Origin of the sequence: Pseudomonas sp. LP_7_YM, from assembly GCF_004364435.1 — a bacterium.
Classification (GTDB): Bacteria; Pseudomonadota; Gammaproteobacteria; order Pseudomonadales; family Pseudomonadaceae; genus Aquipseudomonas.
In genome coordinates this window covers 243,108-258,651 of record NZ_SOCT01000006.1, presented here as the reverse complement: position 1 = coordinate 258,651, position 15,544 = coordinate 243,108, and the positions used below count along the sequence as shown (strand labels likewise).

The 15,544-nt window shown below is 59.8% G+C and carries 14 protein-coding genes and 2 pseudogenes; 11 read left to right on the top strand and 5 right to left on the bottom strand.

Translation table 11 applies throughout. From position 1 onward, the window contains the following. Entirely contained in the window at positions 1-1,779 is a 1,779-nt protein-coding gene (locus tag EC915_RS16620; RefSeq protein WP_133751614.1) for an ABC transporter transmembrane domain-containing protein, read from the bottom strand. Between the two features lie 297 nt (positions 1,780-2,076). On the opposite strand from EC915_RS16620, the gene EC915_RS24865 reads away from it, so the two are divergent. Then, the gene (locus EC915_RS24865) at positions 2,077-2,253 is read left to right on the top strand and encodes a PA1571 family protein (RefSeq protein ID WP_166651005.1); all 177 of its coding nucleotides are present in this window, start codon (positions 2,077-2,079) and stop codon (positions 2,251-2,253) included. Between the two features lie 180 nt (positions 2,254-2,433). Continuing rightward, positions 2,434-3,417 (top strand): zeta toxin family protein, encoded by a 984-nt coding sequence (locus EC915_RS16615; protein ID WP_133751613.1) that lies wholly within the window; start codon positions 2,434-2,436, stop codon positions 3,415-3,417. Here EC915_RS16615 and pdxB read toward each other — a convergent pair. Together pdxB and tusA are read right to left on the bottom strand one after the other, a co-directional pair. Beyond that, a complete protein-coding gene (pdxB, locus tag EC915_RS16610) occupies positions 3,414-4,556 on the bottom strand; it encodes a 4-phosphoerythronate dehydrogenase PdxB (RefSeq protein ID WP_133751612.1) in 1,143 nt (380 codons plus the stop codon). The two genes, EC915_RS16615 and pdxB, sit on opposite strands and share 4 nt — an antisense overlap. 87 nt (positions 4,557-4,643) lie before the next feature. Continuing rightward, positions 4,644-4,898, bottom strand: a complete 255-nt coding sequence (gene tusA, locus EC915_RS16605) for a sulfurtransferase TusA (protein ID WP_133751611.1) — start codon at positions 4,896-4,898, stop codon at positions 4,644-4,646. Between the two features lie 403 nt (positions 4,899-5,301). Between tusA and EC915_RS16600 the strand changes: the two genes are divergently transcribed. From EC915_RS16600 to EC915_RS16565, 8 genes and pseudogenes are all read left to right on the top strand, one after another. Beyond that, entirely contained in the window at positions 5,302-8,256 is a 2,955-nt protein-coding gene (locus EC915_RS16600) for a monovalent cation/H+ antiporter subunit A (protein ID WP_133751610.1), read from the top strand. Then, complete coding sequence (locus tag EC915_RS16595) at positions 8,256-8,600, top strand: Na+/H+ antiporter subunit C (protein ID WP_133751609.1); 345 nt, start codon at positions 8,256-8,258, stop codon at positions 8,598-8,600. The genes EC915_RS16600 and EC915_RS16595 overlap by 1 nt, the downstream gene beginning before the upstream one ends. Continuing rightward, entirely contained in the window at positions 8,597-10,270 is a 1,674-nt protein-coding gene (locus EC915_RS16590; protein WP_133751608.1) for a monovalent cation/H+ antiporter subunit D, read from the top strand. The genes EC915_RS16595 and EC915_RS16590 overlap by 4 nt, the downstream gene beginning before the upstream one ends. Continuing rightward, on the top strand, positions 10,267-10,755 hold the full coding sequence (locus tag EC915_RS16585) for a Na+/H+ antiporter subunit E (protein ID WP_133751607.1): 489 nt from the start codon (positions 10,267-10,269) through the stop codon (positions 10,753-10,755). Before EC915_RS16590 ends, EC915_RS16585 begins: the two co-directional genes overlap by 4 nt. Then, a complete protein-coding gene (locus EC915_RS16580; protein WP_133751606.1) occupies positions 10,752-11,030 on the top strand; it encodes a K+/H+ antiporter subunit F in 279 nt (92 codons plus the stop codon). Before EC915_RS16585 ends, EC915_RS16580 begins: the two co-directional genes overlap by 4 nt. After that, on the top strand, positions 11,027-11,395 hold the full coding sequence (locus EC915_RS16575; protein ID WP_133751605.1) for a Na+/H+ antiporter subunit G: 369 nt from the start codon (positions 11,027-11,029) through the stop codon (positions 11,393-11,395). Before EC915_RS16580 ends, EC915_RS16575 begins: the two co-directional genes overlap by 4 nt. A 405-nt stretch (positions 11,396-11,800) precedes the next feature. After that, positions 11,801-12,027 (top strand): annotated as a pseudogene (locus EC915_RS24860) (DUF2946 family protein); the annotation flags it as partial. Position 12,028: 1 nt separating this feature from the next. After that, positions 12,029-12,507 (top strand): annotated as a pseudogene (locus EC915_RS16565) (TonB-dependent receptor domain-containing protein); the annotation flags it as partial. A gap of 26 nt (positions 12,508-12,533) precedes the next feature. On the opposite strand, the gene EC915_RS16560 reads toward EC915_RS16565, so the two are convergent. Further along, a complete protein-coding gene (locus EC915_RS16560; RefSeq protein ID WP_133751604.1) occupies positions 12,534-13,001 on the bottom strand; it encodes a hypothetical protein in 468 nt (155 codons plus the stop codon). A gap of 326 nt (positions 13,002-13,327) precedes the next feature. On the opposite strand from EC915_RS16560, the gene EC915_RS16555 reads away from it, so the two are divergent. Then, the gene (locus tag EC915_RS16555; protein WP_133751603.1) at positions 13,328-13,564 is read left to right on the top strand and encodes a DUF2789 domain-containing protein; all 237 of its coding nucleotides are present in this window, start codon (positions 13,328-13,330) and stop codon (positions 13,562-13,564) included. 57 nt (positions 13,565-13,621) lie between these two features. Here the strand turns inward: EC915_RS16555 and EC915_RS16550 are convergent, their stop codons facing one another. Then, complete coding sequence (locus tag EC915_RS16550; protein ID WP_133751602.1) at positions 13,622-15,088, bottom strand: DUF2235 domain-containing protein; 1,467 nt, start codon at positions 15,086-15,088, stop codon at positions 13,622-13,624. Positions 15,089-15,544: the final 456 nt, after the last annotated feature.

Genomic DNA, 15,544 nt, shown 5'->3' with positions numbered 1-15,544 from the left:
TTACCGCTCCAGCTCCACTCCCCCGTTGAACTGCAACGCCGCCAGCCGTGCATAAAGCGGATTACTGGCAATCAGATCCCGATGCGTCCCCACTGCGACCAGCCGTCCCTGATCCATCACCGCAATCCGGTCTGCGTTCTGCACAGTGGCCAGCCGGTGGGCGATCACCAGCGTCGTGCGACCTTGCATCAGCGTCGGCAGCGCCTGCTGAATCAGGTGCTCGCTCTGCGCATCCAGTGCGCTGGTGGCTTCGTCGAGCAACAGGATCGGCGCGTCGGCCAGCAACGCCCGGGCAATGGCCAGACGTTGACGCTGCCCGCCGGACAAGCCCATTCCACTGTCGCCCAGGTGGGTCTGGTAACCCTGTGGTAACAGGTGAATGAACTCATCGGCATGGGCGATATGCGCGGCCCTTCGAACCTCCTCGTCGCTGGCAGCCGGATTCCCGTAGCGAAGATTGTCCTCGACACTGCCGAAAAACAGCGCCGGCGTCTGCGACACCCAGGCGAAACAGCGGCGCAGGTCGTGCGGATCGAGAAGCTTGGCAGGTACTCCATCGATCAGTACCCGGCCTTGCTGGGGATCGTAAAAACGCAGCAACAGATCGAACAGCGTGGATTTACCTGCACCTGACGGCCCCACCAGCGCCAGGGTTTCCCCCGCTTCGATGGTCAGGCTCAGGCCGTCGACCGCGTTGCGCTCCGGTCGTGACGGGTAGGCAAAACTGACGTCTTGCAGCGCCAGACGACCCCTCACCCGCTCCGGCAACTGCATGACATCGCTGGCAGGCGGGGTGATTTCACTGCGCGCCTGCAAAAGCTCGGTGATGCGTTCGGCGGCACCGGCAGCGCGCTGCAATTCCCCGATCACCTCGCTGAGGGTGCCGAACGCACTGCCAACGATCAGGCTGTAGAACACAAACGCCGCCAGTTCACCCCCCGAGATTCGTCCGGCAATGACATCCATTCCACCGACCCAAAGCATCACCGCCACTGCACCGAGCACCAGCACGATGACCAGAGTGATCAACCACGAACGCTGCAGAATCCGCTTGCGTGCGGTTTCGAATGCATCCTCCGCAGTGCGGGAAAATCGCTGACGATCCTGCGCCTGGTGGTTATACGCCTGGACAGTCTTGATCTGCCCCAACGCCTCGGAAACGTAGCTGCCGACGTCCGCCACACGGTCCTGGCTTTCGCGCGAAAGGCTGCGCACCCGCCGTCCGAAGATCAGAATCGGCGCCACCACCAGCGGCAATGCGACAACCACGATGCTGGTCAGCTTGGGGTTGGTGAAAAACAGCAGGATCACCCCGCCGACCACCATCAGCGCGTTGCGCAGAAACATCGACAGCGACGAGCCGATCACCGATTGCAGCAAGGTGGTATCAGCCGTCAGTCGGGACTGGATTTCCGAGCTGCGATTGCTCTCGTAAAACCCGGGATGCAGGCTGACCAGATGGTCGAACACCTGTTTGCGCAGATCGGCCACCACCCGCTCGCCGATCCACGACACCAGATAGAAACGGGTAAAGGTACCCACCGCCAGTGCAACGACCAGCAGCATGAATAGCCCGATGGTTTCGTTAAGCAGAGTGACCGAGCGGGTCATGAAGCCCTGATCGACCATCAGCTTGATGCCCTGTCCCATCGACAACGTAATGGCGGCAGTCACGATCAATGCCACCAGCGCACCGATGGCCTGTTTGCGATAAGGCGCGATCATCCGCAGTGCCAAGCGGAGAGCGTGGCGCTGGCGGCCGGAGAAAACTGATGACATGAAATGCACTCGATGAAAACTCAAGCGCAGAGCCTACACCTGACTTTTCATGCACGCTCGTCGTCTTTTCCTGAACTCAGGCGTGTGGTGCCAGTCAGCATAAAAGTATCCACCTTGCGCCAGCGCTGCGTCATGACGTTAACCAAGGGCGGTTACAGCGGATCGGCCCGGAGACCGGCTGGCAAATGTTGCTGCCGTCGGTGGGACCGTAAGGGCGCGCGATGCGTCCAGGGGTGTCATGGCGTGGTCATGGAGCGTGGCTAAATTGAAACGCCCAATCTGATGAGGAGATAGGCCATGAGCTTGCAACACAGTAGCAATCAAGAACACGTATTACGCCCCCAAGCCGAGTTGCAACTGGGCGGCGCGATACTTGACGAGTACGGAAACCAGATTCTGATCACTGAAGAAATGGTTCAGGCCGCATGTCAGGAATGCGAGAAGTATTGGGTACGACCCGACGAGCAAGATTAAGAGATTTTCCTTGAAACCCGGCCACCGCGCCGGGTTTTTTTATGCGTTGAATGTCTTCCACCTGCTGCTAGCCCACAAAAACCTGAGAAACATCCGACACCGCCTCAATTGACACGCAAGTGTTGGTCCCTATTACGTCCATCCCTGACTTATTCACTTTATATACATCAGGGAAAGGCCATGACTCGCGCGCCGACTTACCACTACACGCAAACCGATATCAACCAGACATACGCTGAAATTGCACCCGGTATCTTCGATGCGATTGCCGAGCCATCCGATGGCGGCAAAACGCCCAAGCTGCTTGTGGTGGCGGGCGCCCAGGGAGCGGGTAAAACGTACCTGCTGGAAAATACCCTGCTGCCCAGCGGGCAATACTCTGACTTCATCAGGCCTTACATTCCTGAATACCGGGCCAGGCATCCGCAGTATGCGCAAATGCTTGAGCATGGCGTGCTGCATGCTTATGCACATACCGAACAGTTTATCTGGGACCTGGGCAGGAAGATTTTTCAGGACGCGTTTGCCAACAAATACAACATCATTATCGAAACAGCACTGGACAGCATAGAGTTCGCAAGCCTGCCCATGTATGCCGCCAGTAAGGGATACCAGTTCGAGGTACACCTGATCGGATGCAAAAGAGAGTTCGCTCACGTATCGACCATTGAACGTGCGCTAAAGAGTATCGAAAGCAAGGAGCTGGAGCGATTCGTCAGCCTTGAGAACATCGACGCAAGTATGGCCAATGCCCAATCGATCCTGACAGCGTTCGAAAATGCCTGCGCTGCCTCGGTAGGTTCCACCATCACTTTGTACGAGCGCGGCTTCGGAGTGCTCAGGGACCGTCGCGTCGTCTGCCGCAGTCTATGCACCCAATCCAGTGAGCTGATCCCACAATCCATTACCGACGTAAACGGTGTGGTCATCGAGCCACGGCATCACGCGATGCGCATTCTGCGAACCGCCGAAGCCAACAAACCCTGCGCATTCAACAATTACGCAAGACTGGTGAACGCGCCGATCGTGTCACTTGACGAGCGCGGGGAAACCCTGAAAGCCGCACACCTGGCGTTGGCCAATTCCGAGCGCTGCCCTGAGCCGGTGCCCTATCGAGTCTTCAACGATCTTCACGCTTACATTGTGAAGTACGTTTTCCGTTAAACCGATACCGCACCCAGCGCCTGAACAATCCGCTGCAGGTTTGCACAATGCCCGTCGATGCTCACCCGCAGGCCTTCGATTTCCCGACGTGGCGGATAGTGCTTACGCAGGGCATCGAAGGCCAGACGCTGGCTGACAGAGTCACCCACCAGACTCCGACGGAAATCCGCGTCGTCGCGGCGCGGATCATAGACGCCACGGCAAAGCATGTTCAGCGCCCACGCCGGATCGGTAGCAGCGTCCAGCGAGACCTGCGCCAGCCAGGGTTTGGGCAGCAGGTCGTCAAGAAAGATGGCGGGTGCTTGTCCGAGATGCGCGCACAGCGCATGGTAGATCTGCGCGGTGCCGCGCTGGCGCCCATCGAGGCTGTATCCGGCAATATGCGGTGTCCCGATGACGCACAACTCGGCCAGCTCCACGTCCACCAGCGGCTCCTGTTCCCAGACATCCAGCACCGCCTGCAGGTCTTCACGCTCGAGCAGCACCTCAAGCAGCGCTGCATTATCCACGATCGGGCCGCGGGCCGCGTTGATCAGCCACGCACCCTGCCTGAGTTGTCGCAGGCGTGCGCGGTCAAACAGGTGCCAGGTCGGCAGATCGCCGGCCTTGTTCAAGGGTGTATGCAGGCTGACAACATCGCATTGCTCGATGATCTCATCGAGGCTGACGTAATCGCCGCCTTCGGCAGCCTGCCGGGGTGGATCGCAGACCAGGACTTTCCAGCCCAGTTCGCGCAGCACCTTGATCAGCCGACCGCCGACCTGTCCCGCCCCCACCACGCCATACGTGCGTCGGCCCAGATCGGCGCCTTCGATTTCCGCCAGCGTCAGCAAGCTGCCAAGGACATAATCCACCACCCCGCGGGCGTTGCAGCCGGGCGCGCTGGCCCACTGGATACCGGCGTCATTGAAGTAGTCGAGATCGAGGTGATCGGTACCGATGGTGCAGGTCCCAACGAAACGAACCGCTGTGCCTTCGAGCAGTTCGCGGTTGACCTTGGTCACCGAGCGCACCAGCAGGATGTCAGCGTCGGCCACCGCAGCGCGGTCGAGGGTACGTCCCGGATGACGACGGATGTCGCCAAGGCCGGAAAAGAAAGCGTCGAGCAGTGGAATGTTTTCGTCGGCAACTATGCGCATGGTGGGCTCCCTGGAGTCGCGGCAGTGTAGGCGCTCGCGTGCCGGGGAACCAGCGCGGCGCAGTCAGTCAATCGGGGCAGCAGGCACTCATGCGGGGTTCTTGCGAATCCAGTACAGGTAAACGCCGTCGGCCACCTGCCTGTCGACCAGTTCATGATCCAGAAAGACACAGAACTTGGGGATGTCGCGCTGAGTCGAGGGGTCAGTGGCAATGACCTTGAGCAAACCACCGGCTGGCAGATCGCGCACCTTTTGATGCAGCATCATCACAGGCTCTGGGCAATTGAGACCGGTCGCGTCGAGGACGGCGTCAACGGCAAGGTGTTGGATGGAATCAGACATGGGGCGCTCCGGAAACTGGCAAGCATTGTGGCTTAAACCGCACCAATCTTCACCTGTCGCCGCAAAGGTGGAGCGACCTGAGCTGGATCCTGTGGGAGCGGATTGATTCGCGATGGGCCGGTAACCCTTCACCTGCCCCAGCGATTCACCACCGGATCGTGAGTGAGTCGCTCACGTTAGGGCTGCGCATTCCGCCGGATCCGTGTGTGCTGACAGACCGCTCTGACGGCTTGGGAAAACCTCCGGCGGCTGCTACAGGGGATTCATCTGCTCAACCGACCTCCCTCTGAGGGTCAGCTACGCTGCTGCTATCGATCTTGTAGGATTCTGCGACATCTTGGCGGTTGGTGATGCAGGGCCCGACACGTATGATCCTCGACATTTATTCGCAGATTAGAAGCCTATGTCCCTGATAGTTCTACTGCTTCTGCCTTTCCTCGGCAGCTGTCTGGCGGCCCTCTTGCCGCACAACGCACGCAACAGTGAATCCATTCTGGCCGGCCTGATCGCCCTCATCGGCGCGATACAGGTGGCGCTCTGGTACCCGCAAATCGCCCATGGCGGAGTTATGCGCGAAGAGTTCTTCTGGCTGCCCAGCCTGGGGCTGAACTTCGTGCTGCGTCTGGACGGATTCGCCTGGCTGTTCTCGATGCTGGTTCTGGGGATCGGCGCACTGGTGTCGCTGTACGCCCGCTATTACATGTCGCCCGACGACCCGGTGCCGCGGTTTTTTTCGTTCTTCCTTGCCTTCATGGGTGCCATGCTCGGGCTGGTGATGTCCGGCAACCTGATCCAGATCGTTTTTTTCTGGGAACTCACCAGCGTCTTTTCCTTCCTGTTGATCGGCTATTGGCACCACCGCGCCGATGCCCGGCGCGGCGCTTACATGGCGCTAATGGTCACCGGTGCAGGGGGCCTTGCTTTACTGGTGGGGGTGATGCTGCTCGGGCATGTGGTCGGCAGCTACGATCTGGACCGGGTATTGGCCTGCGGCGACGCGATCCGCGCCCACGCGTTGTACCCGGTATTACTGACGCTGATCCTGATCGGCGCGCTGAGCAAGAGCGCGCAATTCCCTTTCCACTTCTGGTTGCCACATGCCATGGCGGCGCCGACGCCGGTTTCGGCATACCTGCACTCGGCGACCATGGTCAAGGCCGGGGTATTTTTGCTGGCGCGCTTTTGGCCGGCGCTATCCGGCAGCGAGCAATGGTTCTGGATCGTCGGCGGCGCCGGGGCCTGTACCCTGATCATCGGCGCCTACTCGGCAATCTTTCAGACCGACCTCAAAGGCCTGCTGGCCTACTCCACCATCAGTCATCTGGGCCTGATCACCCTGTTGCTCGGCCTCAACAGCCCATTGGCTGCGGTCGCTGCGGTCTTTCACATCCTCAACCACGCAACGTTCAAGGCCTCGCTGTTCATGGCCGCTGGCATCATCGACCATGAAAGCGGCACCCGCGACATTCGTAAACTCAGCGGCCTGATCAGGCTCATGCCCTACACCGCGACGCTGGCGATGGTGGCCAGCGCCGCCATGGCGGGGGTGCCGCTGCTCAACGGCTTTCTATCCAAGGAAATGTTCTTCGCCGAAACGGTGTTCATCAGCTCAACGGCCTGGGTGGAGCTCGCACTGCCGGTGATCGCCACTGTCGCCGGGATCTTCAGCGTCGCTTACTCCCTGCGTTTCACGGTCGATGTGTTCTTCGGTCCGAAAGCCTGCGACCTGCCGCACACGCCCCATGAACCGCCACGCTGGATGCGCGTGCCGGTGGAGCTGCTGGTACTGGCGTGCCTGATCGTTGGCATTTTCCCGGCGCTATCGGTCGGTCCGCTTCTGGCCGCCGCCGCACAGCCTGTCGTGGGTGGAACCTTGCCCGAATACAGCCTGGCCATCTGGCACGGCTGGAACGCGCCAATGATCATGAGCCTGATTGCCATGGGCGCCGGGATCGTCCTTTATCTGTTGCTGCGCCCGCGCCTCAAGCGAGACCGTTTCAAAGGCCCACCGCTGGTCTGGCGCCTCAACGGCAAGCGCCTGTTCGAGCGGGTGCTGGTGGCCCAACTGCGTGTTGCCCGCGAGGTCGAACGTCTGTTGACCACGCGCCGCCTGCAAGCCCAGCTGTTTCTAATGGTGTCCGTGGCGCTGGTCGCAGGCTTCGTGCCAATGTACGACAGCGGCCTGACCTGGGGCGACCGGCCGAAGATTCCCGGCTCCGGGGTGTTCGTCATGCTCTGGTTGATCGCCATCGCTTGCGCCGTGGGTGCTGCATGGCAGGCCAAATACCACCGATTGGCGGCAGTGACCATGGTCGGCGTCTGCGGCTTGATGACCTGCGTGACTTTCGTCTGGTTCTCCGCGCCGGATCTGGCCTTGACCCAACTGGCGGTAGAGGTGGTCACCACGGTGCTGATTCTGTTGGGGCTGCGCTGGCTGCCCCGGCGTAATGAAAACGTCGCCCCGCCCAGCCGCTCGCGCAACCGCGCCAAGGTGCGCCGGGTGCGCGACTTCATCCTGGCCGTGGCAGTCGGGGGCGGCATGGCGCTGCTTTCCTACGCGATGTTGACACGCCCCACGCCTAACGCGATTTCGGAGTTTTATCTGAGCCGCGCCTTGAGCCAGGGTGGTGGTACCAACGCGGTCAACGTGATGCTGGTGGATTTCCGGGGCTTCGACACCTTCGGTGAAATAACCGTGCTGGCGGTGGTAGCGCTGACCGTGTTCGCCTTGCTGCGACGCTTCCGCCCGCCGAAAGAAAGCATTGCCCTGCCCGCCCAGCAACGTCTGTTGGCGCGCGATGTGGTGACCGATCTGGTCAACCCGCGCCAGGCGACCGACACCGCACTGGGCTTCATGATGGTGCCTGCGGTACTGGTGCGCTTGCTGTTGCCGGTGGCATTCGTGGTCTCGATGTACCTGTTCATGCGCGGCCACAACCAGCCCGGCGGCGGGTTTGTCGCGGGACTGGTGATGTCGGTGGCGTTCATTCTGCAGTACATGGTTGCCGGCACGCAGTGGGTCGAGGCCCACATGAGCTTGCGTCCTCTGCGCTGGATGGGCACCGGGCTGTTCTTCGCCCTGGCAACGGGCTTGGGCTCGATGGCCCTGGGTTATCCCTTCATGACCACCCACACAGCGCACGTGCATTGGCCTGTGCTGGGTGACATGCACATCGCCAGCGCGCTGTTTTTCGACGTTGGTGTGTACGCCGTGGTAGTGGGCTCGACGCTGCTGATCCTCACCGCGCTGGCCCACCAATCGGTGCGCAGCCATCGTCCGACCTCGCTGCCACAACCCATCGAGCCGAGCCCGCCAGCTGCGCCGATACACTCCACCCCCTCACAAGGAGCCATCTGATGGAGCAAGTCATTGCCATCGCCATTGGCGTGCTCGCCGCGTCCGGCGTGTGGCTGATCCTGCGGCCACGGACCTTTCAGGTGGTCATGGGCCTGTGCCTGCTGTCCTATGGCGTCAATCTGTTCATCTTCAGCATGGGCAGCCTGTTTATCGGCAAGGAGCCGGTCATCAAAAATGGCGTGCCGCAGGACCTGCTCAACTATACCGATCCACTGCCCCAGGCGCTGGTCCTTACGGCCATCGTCATCAGTTTCGCCATGACCGCATTGTTTCTGGTGGTGCTGCTCGCCTCCCGAGGCCTGACCGGCAACGACCATGTAGACGGTCGGGAGAACAGTGAATGAGCCTGATGAATCAATTGATCATCGCGCCGATCCTGCTGCCGGTGCTCACTGCCGCTTTGATGCTCTGGCTGGGAGAAAAACACCGGCCGCTGAAAGCACGCATCAATCTGCTGTCCACCGCGCTGGGCCTTGCGATCGCCATCACCTTGATGATGTGGGTGCAGAAGACCGGCACCACCGGCTCCATCGGCGTGTACTTGCCGGGCAACTGGGCTTCGCCGTTCGGCATCGTGCTGGTGGTCGATCATCTCTCGGCGCTGATGCTGGTACTGACCGGCATCGTCGCATTCTGCGCGCTGTTGTTCGCCCTGGCGCGTTGGGATCGGGCCGGTGCGAGTTTTCACGTGCTGTTCCAGATTCAGTTGATGGGACTGTACGGGGCGTTCCTGACCGCCGACCTGTTCAACCTGTTCGTGTTTTTCGAGGTGTTGCTGGCAGCGTCCTACGGCTTGATGCTGCACGGTTCGGGACGTGCCCGCGTCTCGGCTGGTCTTCATTACATCACCATCAACCTGCTGGCTTCGTCGCTGTTTCTGATTGGCGCGGCGCTGATTTATGGCGTCACCGGCACCTTGAATCTCGCGGATCTAGCGGTCAAGATTCCGCAGGTGTCCGAGGCCGATCTGGGCCTGTTGCATGCAGGCGCAGCGATTCTCGCGGTCGCTTTTCTGGCAAAGGCCGGTATGTGGCCGCTCAATTTCTGGCTGGTGCCGGCCTACTCTGCGGCCAGTGCGCCGGTGGCTGCGCTGTTTGCGCTGATGACCAAGGTCGGCGCCTACACCCTGCTGCGTTTGTGGACCCTGTTGTTCTCCGGTCGGGCCGGGGCCTCGGCGTTCTTTGGTGGCCAATGGCTGATCTGGGGTGGCATGATGACGCTGGCTGTGGCGGCCATTTCCGTGGTTGCCGCCCAGCGTCTGGAGCGTATGGCCAGCCTGAGCATCCTGGTGTCGGCCGGCATTCTGCTGTCGGCCATCGGTTTCGGCCAACCGAGCCTGACCGCAGGCGCGCTGTTTTATCTGGTCAGCTCGACCCTGGCCCTGAGCGCGCTGTTCCTGCTGGCCGAGCTGATCGAACGTTCGCGCTCGGCCAACGAAATACCGCTGGAGGTCGACGCCGATCAACTGCCCAAGACGATGGAGTCCCTGCATCCGCTGCCGGGAACCAACCTCGACGACGAGCAGAAGGCCGTGGTCGGTCAGGTGATTCCCTGGACCATGGCGTTTTTGGGGCTGAGCTTCATTGCCTGTGCGCTGCTGATCATCGGCATGCCGCCGCTGTCAGGCTTTCTCGGCAAGCTGACGCTGATCAGCGCCCTGCTTAATCCACTGGGTCTTGACGTGGCGAAGAATGAAGCCATTCGCGCCGACAGCTGGACCTTGGTAGCGCTGCTGATCCTCTCGGGCCTGGCCTCGCTGTTTGCCTTCGTGCGCGTCGGCATCAAGCGCTTCTGGACCGCTCAGGATCGCCCGTCACCGGCGCTGCGTCGCAACGAATGCATTCCGATCGCGCTGCTGCTGGGCGCCTGCATCGTGCTTACCTTCAAGGCTCAAGGCCTGCTGCGCTACACCCAGGACACCGCTCAGGCACTGCACGATCCGCAGCAATATGTGTTGTCGGTCATGGCTGCCAGGCCCGTGCCCTCACCCGCAACCGCAGAGGTCCAGCCATGAAGCGTCTGTTCCCTGCGCCCCTGCTGTCACTGTCGTTATGGGCGTTGTGGCTGTTGCTGAACCTGTCACTGAGCGCGGGCAATCTGCTGCTCGGCGCGTTGCTCGGCTTGCTTGCGCCGATCATGTTCGCACCCTTGCGCCCGCTGCCTGCACGAGTCCGCAAGCCGGGTGTGGCGTTGAAACTGTTTTTTCTGGTGGGCCGTGACGTTCTGGTTTCGAATCTGGCGGTGGCATGGGATGTTTTACGCGCAGGTCAACGGCCGCCACGTTCGGCGTTCGTCAAGGTGCCGCTGGATTTGCACGACGCCCATGGTCTGGCGGCGCTGGCGATGATTTGCACCGTGGTGCCCGGCACTGTCTGGTCGGAGTTGGCGCTGGATCGCAGCGTCCTGTTGATGCATGTGTTCGATCTGGAGGACGAAGCGCACTTCATCGCGCACTTCAAACGTACTTACGAACGTCCGCTGATGGAGATTTTCCAATGAGCCCGCTGCTCACCAACGCGATTCTGCTCAGCTTGTCGCTGTTTACGGTGGCGATGATCCTGACCCTTATCCGCCTGTTCAAAGGCCCATCGGCGCAGGATCGGGTTCTGGCGCTGGATTATCTGTACCTGCTGGCCATGCTGATGATGCTGGTGTTGGGGATTCGCTATGCCAGTGACACCTACTTCGAGGCCGCGCTGTTGATCGCGCTGTTCGGGTTTGTGGGTTCGTTCGCCCTGGCTAAATTCCTGCTACGCGGCGAGGTGATCGAATGAATTCGCTGCATGTCCTGCCGTTTTGGATCGAAGTGCTGACGGCGGTATTGCTAGTCGCCAGCAGCCTGTTTGCCTTGATCGGGGCACTGGGGTTATTGCGCATGAAAGACTTTTTCCAGCGCATGCATCCGCCTGCCCTGGCATCGACGATTGGCGCCTGGTGTGTAGCATTGGCGTCGATTGTCTATTTCTCGGCATTGAAGGAAGAGCCTGTGTTGCACGCCTGGCTGATTCCGATTCTGCTGGCGATTACGGTGCCGGTGACGACGTTGCTACTGGCGCGGACCGGGTTATTTCGCAAGCGTATGGCGGGGGATGCCGACGTGCCGCCGGAGGTTTCCGAGGGACGGCATGAGGGGAAGTGATTGTTGCTGGGCGTGGTCGCGCCGCCTGCGTTGGCCCCGCACCCAAGTCGCGCACCGTGTCGTCCGTACCGGCGCGTGGGAAAAGCAAAAGCAGGATCAGGATTGAAGACTGACTCCACACCTGTGGGAGCTGCTGGAGCTGTGCGACAGTGGCGAAGGCGGTGGATCAGGACGCAAATGCCTGTCAGGCACGCCGGTTTCGCTGCCGTCGTAGCCTCCGGTCCACCACGGATTCTGCGTACCACACGATCCTGCGCAGAATCTCGGATTGCCGTTGCTTTTCTAATGTGCCAGCCCAGACAACACCCCACCCGAACCCGATACGCACGCGTAGCGACTCAAGAGCGATTCGCGCCACGTTGTTGCACACCACTTATCGCATCACTTCTGATACATTCCTGCGCCATGAAACTGGCCCGCTCAGACCGACACCTGATCGCATGGATGCTTTATTGCTGCGTCCTGTTCAACGCGTTCGCCCGCAGCATCGGGCATGGCCAGATGGTCGGAATGCAACTCAACGGCAGCGGCGGCGAGTACTGTTCCACCGATGGCGCGCGCTGACCGTTGATCCATTCAAACGGGGCGAACAGAAACTCCCGACGCTCTACACCGCCTTCGGTTGCCCGCTGTGACCCGCAAGACCCAACCAACAGCATCCCGGTGGGGCAACAGTTCTCACGGGGGCTAACTGGCCAGTTCGCTGCGGATCACGCCCGCACGGCTGCTGGAAGGCAATGTGCGTGGGTCGACGCACGCTCCGACACGTTCGACGAAAAGACTGCGACCGGAGTGGTGGCAACACGCCCGCCAATGTCCCCGGCCGAGTCGGCAACCTGTGGCTGGCTTACGATTTCACCCCGGACTGGCAAGGCGGTATGGACGCACGTTATGTGGCGTCGGTGTATGCCGACAATGCCAATATCCGGACAGTGCCGTTATACACGCTGTATGGCAACTTTCTGACCTTCAGGCTGGACAGTCACACGTCCATTACCGGACGGGTGCGTAACCTCACCGACGAGGTGTATGCGCACTTCGCCCAGGTCTCGCCAGCGTACTACCTGGGTGAACCGCGAACCCTGGAGCTGGCGGTACAGACGCGTTTCTGAATCATCGGCGATTCGAGGCTGGCGGGTTACTCGCTGGCCTTGAACACCAGTTCGCCCTTGCGCCATTTGGCGGCCTTGGCGGTGGCGGTCTTGAGGATCTTGCTCAGGCCCAGCTGGATTTGCTCATGGGCGGCGAACACCATGAATACGCTGTGGGATTCCTTGAACACGATACCGTGACCTTCAGGCACATCAACAAAGGCGTATTCGCCCAGGCCGTAGATAGTCATCTTGATCTCGCGAAAGCGGATCTCGAACTTCCCGCCTTCGCGGCTGGGCAGTACGGCGGCGCGAAAGTGATCGCCTACTTTCAGCTCCAGACGTGGTTTGTCATCGACCACCAATGCGGTTTCGGTGTCGATTTCGGACATGTAAATGCCCTCGGGAGACTGCTCGATGACATATACGAAACGTGCCTGGAATTGCTTTACCAGCTTCGCGCGCAAATCTCCAAGCACGAATAACGCATGGGTATCCAGATTACTTACTGCCAATGCACAAACTCCCAACCTGATAGAGCTTGCCCGACCAGCGGCCAGGCAAGGAAAAAGAAGACAATGAAAATCGATGCGTCCTGGGTGCCGGACGCTGGCACGAAGCTGGATTCTACCGGGTCAGGGCCTATACGGGATATATGCCTTTCGTCCGTAATGTAGCTGTTTTTGTACCGGACGCCGCTGTTGGGGGTGTCCACAGCGACGGCAGGCAGGCGATGACAAACAAGCATGCCAGCAAATGTGTAGAACTCCTGCCCGCCATGAGCACTCATAACAACGACTGACAAACACCAATCGGGGCTTCGGCCCGCCAAGGGGACATCATGGATCTCGACACACTGACGCTTGCCACACTGTTCGACCAACTGGGACTGGATTCCGATGAAGCAAGCATCGACGCTTTCATTGGCAAACATCCGCTACCGGATGACGTAAAGCTGATCGATGCCCAATTCTGGACGCCGCAGCAAGCCAGTCTGCTAAAAGAAAAGTTGCGGGAAGACGATGATTGGGCACCGGTGGTCGATGAACTGAATCAACGGTTACACGACAAAAAATAACGCAAACCTTTGAATTCAGGCGGCCACAGCGAGGCCGCCCGTACTCAATGTGAGATCTCACAGCGGATAACCCGACCGCGGCCTGTTCGCGAATCGCTGCCGCCCCTTTGCTGCAGGCGCGTTCAGAAACAGACTGTCCACCAGCGCTCCACGTCGCCCTAGCGTGGCATTCCAGTGCGCAGAGCAGTGGATATACCGACGATACAAGAGCAGCCGTTCTTGCGCTGACAGCGGTTCACCCTGGCCCCGCGCATAAGCAATCAACTTGACGGCTATCCCTCTGAGCTCCGGAGGAAGGCTGATGTCTGCTGCGTCCGGTACCGGGCTGAATGGCACACCCTCATCACACGCCAAAGCGTGCATCACTCGCAAATAAACCCGCGAGAGGTGGCCGAACACCTTGCGCTGAAGCTTCACCCTTGCCACCACGGTTTTCATTCCTCGACCTCGTTGTCCCAGCCGTTCATGGCACTCGACGCTGATTGAAGCGGTTTCGTCCTTGGGGTCGATCCAACGCTCTGCGTCCAGGCTGCACATTTCGGCATGAGTCTGCCGCCAGGCATCGCTGGTCTCGGAGGGCGTACTGGCGCTGACCAGACTGCGGCGGGGCTTGGTGAGGGCGACCGTTTCCACGCTCTGCGGCTGATAGCCGCCGCCGATGTCCGAATGGCTGCCAGGCAGCACGATCTCGCGAGGCCAGTCCGGTGCCACGCTGTTCAAGGCGAAATTGCGTCGGCACTCGTCAGCTGCCACCAGGTGCAAGACCTGTTGCGCACATCCGGGAGGCAGATACAAATTGACCCGCGCATTGGCTGCATCGCGGATGTTGCCCAGATCAGCAATGCTTCCTATGGCCGCTACGGTATCGAACAGGCCGATGACCTTGAGTCGCACGCTTCCCGCCGACCAGGAAAAGTCGATCGACAACGGTAGCTTGCAAGGATCGAGAACGGGACCGAGCATACCTCGCGATTGCTTGAGCACCTCATTGGCCAGATGACGGGCCGCCGCCGCGCCGCGACTGAATCCGAACAGGTCGAATTCCAGGCCGGCAATGACGCAACCTGGATTGTGAATTTCAAACGTTTGTAGAAAAGCGCTGATCTTCTTCACACCCTTGGAAACCTTGGCAACGACGCCGGTATTACCGCGACCAAACCCCTGGCCTGACAGGCGCGAGTCCCGCCCGCCGGATACCGTGCCAATGCCGCTGACATAAATCGACTCATACACCCCAAGCCCCGCCCCTTCATTCAGCGCCCGAGGTTGATGCCTGTAAAAATCGGCCAGTCTCGCGATGTTGGTCAGATCATTGCTGTAGCTGCTGGATGGATCACTGTGCCGACCGCCGCACTCCTTGATGTGCTCGCCATTGTAGATTTCCGCCATCGCCTGGCAGTCAGCACCGATCTGGCTGTTGACGCGGTTGTTGCCGGTGCCATCAAAAAACACACCGATCCGTACGATGACCCTTAGTTCACCCGTCCCACCACTTGAGGCTTTACCTTTATAAAGAGTTGTCATATGCAAATCACTTGTGAGTGTCGATCAGAAATCCGAATAGCCTTTTACATATCCGGACATATAACTCACAGAATGCTCTTACATATCCAATCGTCAATGCACCAAAATCAATATCAGAAATTTCCCACTTAAATATCGGATAATTAAAAAAACCAGAGAACTATTTCCCACGACACAAGAATTAAAAACTTACAGAACAAGCCAACAGTCCATCAATAGGGAAAGTTACAGACAATAACCAAACATCATTTCGCCGTTATCATGGCAGTGAAGCTCACGCTGTCAATGCAAAAGGCAGCTGCGCCAAGCCAGCTCAAGGGAATAGAGCGCATGGCTTAGCCAACGGCGATCCGCCTTTGGCTGCCGTCCGGCTACTTTCATGACGATAAAGGGTCCTGTTAAATCGGCTAGAACCTCGACAGGATCGGGTGAGAGCGACAACTACCGGCCCGACGA